The sequence below is a fragment of the Pusillimonas sp. DMV24BSW_D genome (genome assembly GCF_011388195.1).
Taxonomy (GTDB): Bacteria; Pseudomonadota; Gammaproteobacteria; order Burkholderiales; family Burkholderiaceae_B; genus Neopusillimonas; species Neopusillimonas aestuarii.
This window is the reverse complement of the sequence record NZ_CP049990.1, coordinates 2099505-2112417: the sequence shown is the minus strand read 5'-3', so window position 1 is coordinate 2112417 and position 12913 is coordinate 2099505. Positions and strand designations below refer to the sequence as shown.

11 protein-coding genes are annotated in these 12913 nt (G+C 51.5%); 2 read left to right on the top strand and 9 right to left on the bottom strand.

Annotation, left to right across the window (positions count from 1 at the left end):
• Positions 1–11: 11 nt before the first annotated feature.
• From G9Q38_RS10255 to G9Q38_RS10230, 6 genes are all read right to left on the bottom strand, one after another.
• Complete coding sequence (locus G9Q38_RS10255) at positions 12–974, bottom strand: 3-hydroxyacyl-CoA dehydrogenase NAD-binding domain-containing protein (protein WP_166130620.1); 963 nt, start codon at positions 972–974, stop codon at positions 12–14.
• A gap of 194 nt (positions 975–1168) precedes the next feature.
• Positions 1169–3145: an acetoacetate--CoA ligase gene (locus G9Q38_RS10250; protein ID WP_166132378.1), complete on the bottom strand. Its 1977-nt coding sequence runs from the start codon at positions 3143–3145 to the stop codon at positions 1169–1171.
• Between the two features lie 44 nt (positions 3146–3189).
• The gene (locus tag G9Q38_RS10245; protein WP_166130617.1) at positions 3190–4347 is read right to left on the bottom strand and encodes an FAD-dependent monooxygenase; all 1158 of its coding nucleotides are present in this window, start codon (positions 4345–4347) and stop codon (positions 3190–3192) included.
• A gap of 22 nt (positions 4348–4369) precedes the next feature.
• The gene (locus G9Q38_RS10240) at positions 4370–5536 is read right to left on the bottom strand and encodes an ABC transporter substrate-binding protein (protein WP_166132377.1); all 1167 of its coding nucleotides are present in this window, start codon (positions 5534–5536) and stop codon (positions 4370–4372) included.
• 38 nt (positions 5537–5574) lie between these two features.
• Positions 5575–6132: a cupin domain-containing protein gene (locus G9Q38_RS10235; RefSeq protein WP_166130614.1), complete on the bottom strand. Its 558-nt coding sequence runs from the start codon at positions 6130–6132 to the stop codon at positions 5575–5577.
• Positions 6133–6212: 80 nt separating this feature from the next.
• Positions 6213–7109, bottom strand: a complete 897-nt coding sequence (locus tag G9Q38_RS10230; RefSeq protein WP_166130611.1) for a beta-keto acid cleavage family enzyme — start codon at positions 7107–7109, stop codon at positions 6213–6215.
• 200 nt (positions 7110–7309) lie between these two features.
• Here G9Q38_RS10230 and G9Q38_RS10225 point away from each other — a divergent pair, with 200 nt between their 5' ends.
• The gene (locus tag G9Q38_RS10225; RefSeq protein ID WP_166130609.1) at positions 7310–8269 is read left to right on the top strand and encodes a LysR family transcriptional regulator; all 960 of its coding nucleotides are present in this window, start codon (positions 7310–7312) and stop codon (positions 8267–8269) included.
• Here G9Q38_RS10225 and G9Q38_RS10220 read toward each other — a convergent pair.
• Positions 8241–8885 (bottom strand): phosphoribosylanthranilate isomerase, encoded by a 645-nt coding sequence (locus G9Q38_RS10220; protein WP_166132376.1) that lies wholly within the window; start codon positions 8883–8885, stop codon positions 8241–8243. The genes G9Q38_RS10225 and G9Q38_RS10220 overlap by 29 nt on opposite strands.
• Positions 8886–9129: 244 nt before the next feature.
• Between G9Q38_RS10220 and G9Q38_RS10215 the strand changes: the two genes are divergently transcribed.
• Entirely contained in the window at positions 9130–10410 is a 1281-nt protein-coding gene (locus tag G9Q38_RS10215) for a sensor domain-containing protein (protein ID WP_166130606.1), read from the top strand.
• Here G9Q38_RS10215 and truA read toward each other — a convergent pair.
• Together truA and G9Q38_RS10205 are read right to left on the bottom strand one after the other, a co-directional pair.
• Complete coding sequence (truA, locus tag G9Q38_RS10210) at positions 10382–11185, bottom strand: tRNA pseudouridine(38-40) synthase TruA (protein ID WP_166130603.1); 804 nt, start codon at positions 11183–11185, stop codon at positions 10382–10384. The two genes, G9Q38_RS10215 and truA, sit on opposite strands and share 29 nt — an antisense overlap.
• A 3-nt stretch (positions 11186–11188) precedes the next feature.
• A complete protein-coding gene (locus tag G9Q38_RS10205; protein WP_502306671.1) occupies positions 11189–12913 on the bottom strand; it encodes a type IV pilus assembly protein FimV in 1725 nt (574 codons plus the stop codon).

Below are 12913 nucleotides of genomic sequence, written 5' to 3'. Positions count from 1 at the left end.
GGAGGGACACGTCATGCCCCTAGTTTTTCCTGTAACTTCAATACGTCGACCAAACCCTCATCGCGCCATTTAACCCAATGCTGAACCGACTCGCCCTGCGATACTTCCTGCGCAGCATTAACCAGTTTTTGAACAAGCTCAGGCGTAAGCGTCACCGACGCAGATGGCGTCCACCATTCCTGAATGGCCTGGCCGGCATGATCCAGAATGCCTTGCATCCCCTTGTCACCTCCTGCTAAATGCAACGTTAGCAATCCGCCCATTAAAGCCCACCGCGGCCCCAAACCGCAACGAACGGCGGCATCGATATCGCGTGCGCTTGCGATTCCATCTTGCAAACACGCCACCGCTTCGCGCATTAATGCAAACTGCAAACGATTGGCCATATGACCATTGGTTTCAGCATGCAAACAAATCGGTTGTTTGTGCAGAGAACGGGCGAAATCCATTGCCCAATCAACCACAACCGGAGAAGTTTTCCGCCCGCCCACCACTTCAACAAGCGGAATTAAATGGGTAGGGTTAAATGGATGTAAAACGACTAACCGCTCAGGATACGTGCAGGCCTCTTGCATGGCACTAGGTGGAATTCCGCCCGTGCTTGAAAGAATAATTTTGCTGGGAGCCGCGACAGCCTCAACCTCATATAAAAGTTGTTTCTTTATCTCCAAATGCTCCGGACAATTCTCTTGAATCACATCCGCCATGCGGGCAGCCTCTCCCGCCGAAGAGACGAAACGTATCCGATCAAGTGGGGGATGCGGCAACTTGGTGCGACCCAACTCACACAAGGCAGGCCAGGCATTGGAAACAAAATCATTCACATTTTCAGGTGCATTGGGTGACGGGTCATATGCAATGACCTCCAGACCGTGAGCCAGGAAGAGTGCAATCCAACTGGCACCCACCGACCCCGTGCCTAATACGGCAACAACACCTATTTCATCGATTTTCTTATAAATAATGTTATCCATGTATATCCAATTATCTGCAACAGACTCAGTGCAGACTGTTTCGCATCTCAGAAACCCATGAAAACAGTTTAGAGCTTGACTGATTATTTGAATAATGCAGAAGGCTTATAAGAGTTAACCAATTTATGGATAACTAAAAAACAAGCACATCACTTTTCAGCATAGGCAAAAAACGATATAACAACCTTCGTTATTCAGGCTTTCAACCCAAGCGCGCGCAGGCATTCACCAATTTGATCCAGAGCCTGCGGATTGGCCAACGCATCGCGATTGTCGCTGCGAGCCGACCCATTCACCAGGCGCGCCACCGCCAACTCCACTTTCTTGCCGCTGCGGGTGTAGGGAATATCGGGCACGGCCAGAATATGACGCGGCACATGTCGTGGGCTGGCCCCTTCACGAATACGGGTGCGTAACTCCTTTATCAAGGCATCATTTAAGTCATGGCCTGGGGCGGGAACAATCAGTAGCACCACTTCCACATCACCATCCACCTGACGCCCCACCACCAAGCTGTCTTTTACAGCATCCACCGTTTCAACCTGACGGTAGATTTCTGCGGTGCCAATGCGCACCCCGCCGGGGTTCAACGTGGCGTCGGAACGACCATAAATGATGGCGCCGCCCGTATCAGTGAATTCGATAAAATCACCATGCGCCCAGACACCTGGGTAAGTATCAAAGTACGCATCGCGATATCGGCTGCCCTCGGGGTCGTTCCAGAACGCCACCGGCATCGACGGCAAGGGCTGCCTGCACACCAGCTCACCCCGCCCGGCCTGCACCTCATGACCCTGGTCATCAAATGCCGTCACATCGGCCCCCAACATCTTGCCCTGAATCTCGCCCCGGCGTACCGACAAGGTGGGCACACACCCGACAAAGCAGCCGCAAATGTCGGTGCCACCCGCAATGGAGCCTAATAATGCCTGCGGTACCCCGTCGGCATAAAACCAGTCATAATCTTCAGGCAACAACGGGGAGCCCGTAGAGAACACCACCCGCAGCTTTTGCAGGGTATGGGTTTGCGTAGGCGTTAAATTGGCTTTGCGACACCCGGCAATAAAACGAGCACTGGTCCCAAAGTGGGTCACGCCCTCGTTCGCGGCCAGTTCCCACAGATAACTTAAATTCGGATACCCCGGAGACCCATCAACCGTCACCAGGCGCGCGCCCGTGAGCAGGCCCGACGCCTGCCAATTCCACATCATCCAGCCGCAAGTGGTGAAATACATCAGGCTATCGCCCGGCCCGATGTCTCCATGCAGCATGAGCTCTTTGGCATGGTTCAACAAGATGCCGCCCGTGCCATGCACAATGCACTTGGGCTTACCGGTGGTACCGGAAGAAAACAGAATGTAGACCGGATGATCAAACGGCACGGGTGTATAACTGGGCGCCTGGCCTGCCCCCGCCTGCAAAGCTGCCTCCCAGGACACCACGCCGGGACCTTGCGGCATGGCCTGCCCGGGTACCTGTTCAATGGCCACCACCCCTTTTAGGGTTGGCAAACCCTGGCGGATCGCCTGAAAATCCTCAGTGCGGCTAAACACCTTGCCACCGTACCCATACCCGTTCACGATCACCAGCATGGCCGGCTCAATTTGCGAGAACCGATCCAAAATAGCACCCACACCGAAATCGGGTGAGGCCGAACTGAAAATCGCGCCCATACTGCTCGTGGCCAGCATGGCCACGAGCGCTTCATAGCCATTGGTCACAATAGCGGCAACCCGATCGCCTTTAACAACGCCCTGACTTTTAAAATAGGCCTCCAGGGCGCCCACGTCTGCTTTTAATTGCGCATACGTGCGACGCAATACCGGACGGGTTTCGCAATACGCCACGACCGCTTCATCATTGGCCTGCTCGCCTTCGGCCAACCTGAGCAGGTTCCCGGCGAAGTTCAAAGTCATGCCGGGAAACCATTGCGCGCCGGGCATAGCGTGACTGCCCAGAACCGCAGAGGCCGGCTCAACAGACGTTAAACCGCAGAAATCCCACACGGCACGCCAAAAGGCTTGAGGTTCGGATACCGACCAATGATGTAAAGACTGATAATCGTAAAACGGTCCGTACCCCGTGGTAGCCAAATAGCGCCTAAACTGCGCTAATTTGCATTTCTCACTCAGATACTTCCCGGGCTGCCACACAACCGGACTCAATCCCATCAATACGGCCTCTTCAAAATCGGTACTACTTTGTTTTTGCCATATCACCCGTGGACAGTTAACGCCACTTCCGGATGTAATTTTTCATACGCTTGCGCCAAAACAGGGTCACGCTTTTTGATATCGGCATGACTCACCCGCCCTGTTCTCGTCATATAGCTGTACGCGAACTCAACGGGCGTTAAATCATGAACCAATTTATCCATTTGCTCATACCAGTCAATACTGGTGTTAGCCGCATCCCATATTTTCTTCATAGGAGGCAAACGGGAGGCCTGAAACTCCGTAAGCGCACATGTAATATCAGTTGTCCCCGCATTTTTAAAGGCTTTGTACAACGCAACCGCGTCCTCCATTGCTAAACGGGTTCCAGAACCAATTGAAAAATGGGCAGTACGCAAAGCATCACCAATTAACACCACATTATCGAAACTCCAACGTTCATTCCAGATAACCGGAAACTGCCGCCAATATGAATGGTTGGAAATGATGGGATGTCCTTCCAGGTCTTTCGCAAAGACCTTTTCGCAATACCGCACAGTTTCTTCAGCACTCATGGACTCAAACCCGACACGCTGCCAGGTGTCCTCCTCAACCTCTACGAGAAACGTACTTCGATCTGGCCTGTACCGATAGTGGTGGGCACAGAATACGCCGTGCCCTGTCTCCCGAAAGGTTAATGTAAGACTGTTGAATGCCTTGGTGGTGCCGTACCAGATAAAACGATTCGAACGCCAATCGGTGGTTGTCTCAAAATTGGCTTCGTTTTCCGTTCGAAGCCAGGAAAACGCCCCATTAGCACCAACATACAAATCGGCGTCGCCCATCTGCGACAAAGCCGTCACTTCGGTTTCAAAATGCAACTTGACCCCAAGCGCCTCAACGTAATCGTATAAAAGCGTCAACAGCTCCAAGCGCCCGATTGACGCAAAACCATTACCCGCGACCGGTATCGCCGTGTCGTTATGAACAATGGTTATCTCAGGCCAATTTTCAAGGTGCCGACTTAAATATTGATACAACGCATCGTCGTCAGTCCGCAGAAATTCCAGCGCCTTATCCGAGAATACAACGCCAAACCCCCACGTTGCATCCTTGGGGTTGCGCTCATAAATCGCAATATCATGAACAGGATCCAAACGCTTCATGAGCGCGGCAAAATACAATCCGGCAGGACCTGCACCAAGGATTCTGATTTTCATTCGTTTCTCCAGCCAATAAAGCCTACTTCAACTTACATTCTGCGTGGTAGGCATCTTTATGACTTTCGAGGGGTGTATCAATATGCTTCATCGCAACGTCTTCGCCTGTTTTTACAGCTTGGAAAGCATAGAAATTCTGAATCGGCATATTGTTGTTATTGAACTTAAACGGCCCTCTGACCGACTCAAAACTAGCACCCGCCTCCTTTACCGCAGCAGCGAATTTCGCGTTGTCGGCCACATCGCCATCAACGCTTTCAATGGCCGCACCCAACAAATTGGCAGCGTCGTACCCCGCCGCTGAGTACAAACTGGGAACACGACCATATTTTTCCTTGTAGGCCTTTACAAACTCTTCGCTTGCCTCGTTCTCAAGGGATGCATCCCACATCGCACCGGCAATAACCCCATCGGCAAGTCCCTTCAATGCCGGCAAGGTTGTACCATCAACAGTAAACACAGACAAAACGGGTACTTTATCCAGCATGCCTGCCTGGCGCATTTGTTTCACAAAATTAATGCCTAAACCGCCGGGATAAAATACAAACACCGCTTCGGGAGCAGAAGCTTGCAACATGGTAATTTCAGCCGAGAAATCAGTTTGTGATAAAGGGGTGTAAACCTCATCAACCACCTCGCCTTTGTAAAAACGTTTAAAACCTGCCAACATTTCCTTTCCAGCCTGATAGTTCGGAGCCATCAGGTAAACATTATTAAAATTATTTTTTTGGGCATAAACACCCATCGCTTCAGCTGGACCATCACTTTGCCATGCAGTAGAAAACACATTAGGCTGACAACCCGCTCCTGAAAGTGTCAACGGGCCTGAATTGGTGGCAATTGCAACGACACCAGACTCACGTATAGGCGGCAGCATTGCCATCAGTACATTTGTAAAACCCATGCCGACAATAGCATCAACATTATCTTGGTCAATAAGTTTTCTGGCAGCCTGGAGGCCAATCTCTGGCTTAACCTGATCGTCCTCCCGAATCACTTCAACCGTTTCACCACCCAACTTTCCGTTGTTCCGCTCAACCGCCAACATAAAACCATCGTATTGATCCTGGCCCAATGCCGCTGCCGGCCCGGAAAGCGCACCGGTAAAGCCAATCTTGACATCAGCGACTGCTTGATGACCAATTAATGACACGGTCAGGGCGCACGCCAGCAAGTATTTCTTTTTCATCATTGTCTCCTTTATCGATCAAGATATGAACAGTGCGTTTATCGCCGCAACGGATGAGCGTCAATCAATACAAAGCCCACCCGTGCCGGCTTATCACTTCGATTACTCCATGCGTGGCTTGTACCGCGTTGAACAAGTACATCACCCGCTTTCATGCAAACCTCATCCTCATCAAGAACAGCCCAAATCTCGCCTTCGATCACAAATGCGTAATCGACTGATTCCGTGGTATGCATCATTTCATGGCGTGACGCGTCTTCCTCCAGAGCCTCGGCGCCCGAATCGCCCATTGAGGCAAAAGCCGCTTCGCGTTTCCATTTGCCGATATACTCTTTGTCGGGCGGAAACTCCACGACCCTAAAAACCGTTCCGCTTTTGGGCGGAGCAAGAACGATTGGCAAGCTGCAAGGGTCAATATCACCCTCGTTACTGGCAGGCGCCGATTCGGTTTTCCATATATCCGTCACACCGAAATTCGACACCCCAGCCAGCGACATCTTGTGAGGCGAAGGGGCATCAGTTAGCACAACCGAACGCCCCACCTCGTTATGCCCGGTCACAATTCGTCTGACCGGGCGAAAAGTGGGTTCTGCCACAACTCATCTCCTATCTTTTTAAAGCCCAAAACCAGCCGACACCATTCAAACATCATGATGCCCGGCCAGATACTGAACACTTATTGTTTAAGAGGTGGCAGCCCCATAATCTCGCGGGCTTCAGTCGGCGTCGCGGGCTCGTAGCCCAATTCACGAATAATTCGCACCATTCTTTCAACCAACATAAGATTAGTTGCCTGAACACCGGGCTCATACATCAGATTGTCTTCCAATCCGACCCGAACATGCCCTCCCATCAATACCGCCTGTGTCGTTGCGGGTAACTGAGCAGCCCCAATAGCACTCACGTTAAACACGACGTCTTTGGGAAGGTGATCAACCATTTGCTGAAGAATTTTCGGGGTATAGGGCAATGCACCTTGGAATGCGTTCACGCCAAGCACGATGTTGATGAAGTACGGTGGCTTATCAAATCCCGCCGCAATCGCCTTGTTCACTTCTTGCACAATGTCAGAAAGGCTGAAAACCTCCCATTCCGGCTTGATGCCCCGTTCCATCATGCCTTCAGCCAACTCGCGTATTCTGCTAGGCGTCGTTGGTACCAGGATTTCTTTATCGCCAAAACTGGCACAAATTGTCTGAGCGTCAAGCGTGCACATTTCAACGCCAGGCGCTTGCATCCCTTTTATGCGTTGCTCAAAATTAATTTCCCACAGCCCATTATTAAGCTGGTGGACCATATCGCCGTTAATGCCACCGCCTGTCGAGTTATTCAATACGATGTCGCACTTTTCACGAATGAGCGTATTCATCTCGCCATAAATGGCCGGATCACACGTCGCCTCGTCATCCTGGGCACGACGTGCATGCAATGCAACAACGCTCGCCCCTGCGTTATAGCAACGGTATACGTCTTCTGCTATTTCTTGTGGTTGAGTTGGTAGATTAGGGTTCTGTTTCTTGCTGGCCATTCCCCCTGTCGGCGCAACTGTCACAATGACTTTCTGTTTACCCATTGAATGGTCTCCTTTCAATGCCGCGAGCCAATCCTGCGGCTAATGAAAGAATTCTATGGGAGCCATTGATATTTGAATAATGTTAAACAGTCATTGCCATTATTCATATAATGGATAACAAACAATTCATGTTTAATTGCCTTTACACAAACGTTTCAAATGTGTGTTCGCAACCATCAACAAAGGAGCTTCAAAATACGATGGAACCTCGTCTTCTGGAATATATGCTTCGCGTGGCGGAACTGGGAAGCATCAACAAAGCAGCCGCCGACCTTCATGTGTCCCAGCCGGCCCTATCACGTCATATTGCGGCACTTGAGCGGGAAATGGGTACAAAATTATTTCAACGCTCACAAGGGGGTGTAAAACTAACGGATTCAGGAAAGCTGCTTGCCGACAAGGCACGACCACTTTTACGACAACTTTCCATTATCAAAGAGCAGGTCGGCGAAATGGCAGCGGGCCAGCTTTCCATTGGCATACCTCCTTCCTGGAATCAAGTGTTCACTACGCAATACATAAGCCAGCTGGTGCAACGCCACCCGGATATAAAATTGCGCGTTCACGAGGGTGTCAGCCACATCCTGCGCGAACAGATGCTGGCCGGCATATTGGATTTATGCGTTATTCCGTTTGATTTTGCACCACCCACCGGTTTCAAACAGACACCGCTAGCCCGGGAGCCCTTGGTTATAGTCGGGGGGGAAGACTCAGGACTCAGCCCAGAGATTCCGGTTTTTCTCAATAAACTCGATGGGGTCAAGCTGATTTTGCCTGGTCGCCCCAACCAGCTTCGGGTACAAATAGAACACATGCTCGCCCGAAAAGGGCTTCGATTTAATGGTGCGGTTGAAACCGACACCCTAAGTTTATGCCTTCAACTGGCGAAAGAAGGGTTTGGTTTAACGGTTGTTCCTGCATGTGCCGTAAGCACAAGCATTTTGGATCAATCCATACATTGGAGTCCCATCAAACGTATTTACCTCACCTGGTCGCTTTTCGAGAACCAGTCCCGTTCACACTCTCAAGCCGTGCGGGAAGGGAAAAAACTATTATTTGAAACAATACAAAGCGCAGTGGAGAAAAAAAACTGGTATGGGCTTGAGCCATTGGGAGTACTCGCTAAAATGACTAGCGGCTCAACGCCACAGCCTGCATAAATGCCCGAATCTTGCCTTCGCATTTAACGCCGCCGGAAATTTCTACTCCGCTACTGACATCGACGGCAAACGGTGCCACCTGCGCAATTGCCGCTCCAACTGTTTCCACATTCAATCCGCCCGCCAGCACAACCGGCTTTGACTCAGGGCTTGCAATAACCATTTCCAAAAGCCCTAGATCAAACTGTTTACCGCTACCGCCGTACCCGGCGCTGTAACTGTCGAACAACCACGCACTGGCCGAGCGATACCGGAGACACGTGTCCAATACCGCCTGCGGGGTATCCAAACCCGGCGCACCAACGCGAAAGGCTTTCATATATCGACGACCATACTGCTCACACTCGTCGGGGCTTTCATCCCCGTGGAATTGCAGCACGTCGGGTTGCACTTGATCAATAACTTGTTGCACATCCTCATTTGAAGCGTTCACAAAAAGCGCCACAACACTTACCATGGCCGGAACCAGGTTGCGCAAATCGCTCGCGTTTTCGGGTAATACATAACGGCTGCTGGGTGGATAAAAAACCAAACCAACGGCGTCGGCACCCGCCGCCACCGCAGCGTTCACATCTTCAGCCCGAGTTAAACCACATATTTTCACGCGTGTGCGGATTTTCTTCATTTTCTGCCCAATAACACCAGCCATTCACAACAGCCTTCAGGTTTTACCAAAGCTCTATTTTAACGAGCAATGAAACGGCGGTCCGGTCAAAGCAAAACAGCGCCGCAAATCTCTTGACAACCCCTACCGTACTGTTCCATTTATTGTTGTTTTCCTGATATCGACTCGCTTATTTCTGTTGCCGCACCCGCAGAGCTGAAGTACGCTTTGCAAATTTAAGATCGGGCCTGAATACATGGACCTTTTACACGCCGCCTTTCAGCATTCTCCCGATATCCTCGTCATTATGCAGGTGGACGATAAAGGCACGACATTCAGATACACCGAAGCCAATGAGCAGTTTGAAATTGCCACTGGCCTGCAACGCTCCCAATTAATCGGGAAAACACCACACGACCTTTTCACTCCTGATGAAGCCAGGCGCCTGTTGAACGAATACCAGCGCTGCCTGCAAACACAAAATACTGTCGAATTCGACCAAGTCATTAGCGTTCCCGCCGGCGAAAGAGACTGGAACATTCGCGTGGCGCCGTTAAGGTCGCATCCAGGTTACTTCCTGATCAGTGCACGCGACATCACATGGTCTCGCGATTTGGTTCAACAACTCGATGCCATTTCCGATTATCTACCAGGCTTTGTATACCAATTGTGTTATCAACCGCCCGATCATTGGGAATTTACATTCGTAGGGCGTACTGTCACACAAATGTTCGGCATATCTGTGGAGGACGTTCGCAATGACGCCGGCCTGCTGCTCGATCGCATCCATCCTGACGACCATGATTGGGTTTTGAGCAGCAGTATTGAAGCCGGTGACTCCCTGCTTCCATGGCATGCCCAATTCAGAATGCAGCACACGAACGGCACAACCCTCTGGGTTGAGGCTCGAGACTTACCCCAACGCTTGTCTGACGGCACCATTACCTGGACGGGTTACGTGAACGATATTACCGCTCGACACAAGTTGGAAGAAGAGGTAAAACATCTTGCCTTGCACGATCCGTTAACCGGCCTGGCGAATCGTTGGTGCTTTCTGGATCGACTGGATACAGCGTTATCCCAAACACGTTTACGAGGCCGTTCGTTAGCGTTGTTCTATATAGATCTGGATCACTTCAAGCCGGTAAACGACCAATATGGCCATGCGGTGGGAGACGAACTGTTGAAACAAGTCAGCCGGCGAATTTCGCACTTCCTGCGCACAACAGATCTGGCAGGGCGTATAGGAGGTGACGAATTCATGGTTTACCTCCTGGAAGACACGCAACCCGAAAAATGCATGGATATTGCCACCCGTCTATGCGAAGCATTGCAAAACCCCTTTCAATTGGGGCCCTACCAAGCCAACATTTCCGCCAGTATCGGCATTGCGTTATACCCCGAACACGGTGTTGATGTTCACAGCTTGAGCCATGCCGCCGACAAAGCGATGTACCAAGCTAAAAATGGTGGCCGCAGCAAAGCAGTCATGGCTCAATCCACTCGCTTTAACCAAGAAAACCAAAGTGCAGCTTAAAGTTTTCTTGTGCTGATAATTGCGGCAAATTAAATGAATCGGGATAATCGACCCGTGCAAAATACAAGCCGTCAGGAGCAAAGGTAGGTGGCGCCAGACGACGATCTTTGTCGTGAAGCAAAGTGGTTACGGATTCGGGCGTCATGCGCTGCAAGCCCACATAAATCAGCATACCCATTAAGTTACGCACCATGTGGTGTAAAAACGCATTAGCCTTAAATGTAAAGACGTAGTAAACACCGTGCTGCTCAATGTCGACCTGTTGCAAGTCGCGCACCGGGCTGGCTGCCTGACACTCAGACGCTCGAAAGCTGCTGAAATCGTGCTCACCTAACAAGCGTGCCGCCGCTTCTTTCATGAGAGTCAGGTTCAAGGGATAAAAAACCCAACCCACCCGCCGATGCACCAAAGGCGAACGAATTCGATCGTTACGAACAACATAAATATAGGTGCGGGCTGTTGCCGAAAAACGAGCATGAAAATCGTTGGTAACTGGCTTCACCCAGTTTACGGAAATACTGGGCGGCAACAAACCATTTAACGCCCTTGTCCATGACTCAAGCGAACGATTAACCGGCGTATCCAGGTGTACGACTTGCTCAAGGGCATGGACGCCTGCGTCGGTACGCCCGGAACAAACCGTCGCCACCGGCTCAGTGATGAACTGGTGAACTGCCCGCTGAAATTGATCTTGTACCGTTTGGCCATGCGGCTGGCTTTGCCAACCGCGCCAAGGTGAGCCGTCGTAAGACACACCCAATGCCAGTCGAGTCATACCTTATCTGCGTTTTTCCGTTTGACCGGTTTCCGTCGAATCGTCGAGATCGAGATTAATGCTCTGCAAACGCTCACGCACCATCTCCTCTGTAATAACGGCATCGGAGTCATCGTCACGCTCAGCGCCAACACGACGCAGCAGCCAAGCAACGATCAAAACAATAAGCGCGAGTGCACCGCTAATGACAATCAGCAAATTATTCATGAACCACGTAGAAAGTGAATCGGAGTCTTTATTGGCATCTTCGACAGATGCAGCCGCTTCAGCACTCGAAGGCTTACTAGCGGACCCGGCTTGGGCAGCGGAAGAAGCATTCCCCGCCAATGCCCCTGATGTGCCTTCTGTTATGGTGCTGCCGGCGTTAGTACTGGTACCGGCGTTGGCGGGGCTGGTCGAACCATCACTGCCCGACGTGACGACACTCTTATCCTGACCCGTTCCCGGCACGTTATCGTTACGCCCGTTATTTGCCGAGGCAGTATCAGAACCGGGCATTTCGCCATCAACCATTTCCTTCAACTGCTCAACCGTTTCTTCTACTGTTTTTGCACCATCCACCACGGCTTGATGAGCAGCGGTACCTTGCTGCTGCAAAGCCTGATTCAAATTCTTAACGTTATCTTCAAGTTGATTAACGCGCTGACGGGCCTCTTCAGTATTGCGCTCAAGCGCAAGCTGATCATCGCTACTCACTGACACTGTACTTGAGCCGGCCGTGTCGCCGTTTGCCTGCGCAGTTGAACCTCCGCCACCGTTCTGACCCCCTGCGTTCACCACCGATGACGAATTAGCTGAGGGAGAATTTGCCGGCGTTGTAGATGCTTGCGCTGATTGCAGCACAAGACGGTCTTGTTGTTGGACGGCCGGAGCAGGCGTAGAACCAACTTCGGGTGCTGTGACCTCACCGCGATCAGTTGCTTGCGCAGTAGCAGGCTCAGCGCGTGCAACTTCACCCGCCAAACGCTGCCGATATTCGGCAAAAGCCCCTGCATGTTTTTGAAAGATTTCCCGTGCTTCTCGATCGGACAAAGCCGCAAGCTGCTGCCCGCCCGGCACATTTAATGTTGCGCCCGCCTTGATTAAATTAACGTTATCGTTAATGAATGCCTGCGGATTCGCCTGCATTACCCCAATCATCCATTGATATACGCTGATACCCGGAACCGCATGGCGACGCGCCAGGGCAAACAAAGTATCACCGCGACGAATTTGAATGGATGTGGCCGCAGCATCACCCGGCGTACCCACTGCCCCGGAACCAGAAGCCGTTACGCCGCCACTCGCACGTGCCACTTCGAGATCGGCCGGAGCCAACAAACTAACCTGATGTTGCATCTGACCGGACGACGAACGCACCGCCAGCAGCAAATCTGCCACGCTTGAAGAAAGTGGTTGACTGGAGCGGACGGTAATGAGCTTTGACCCGGCCTTAACGCCGTCAACCACGGCAACTTGCATCGTTGCCGGGTCAACCGGCGGCGTCAAACCCGCCTGCTCCCAGGCCGGCGCGGCCGCTACCGAAACCACCAAGGAGTCACGCTCTTGGTCGGTTAACGCGTGCACCGGTACCTGAATCTGCAGGGGCTGACCCACAGGGGACAGTAAACGCGAATGACCAAAACTTATCGCATAAACTGAAGAACTTACAGCTAATGAGGCTAATGCCGTGAGGTAAGCCAAACGAACTGCCAAAGGTTTTACAGTTACGCGACAAGAATCATTCAT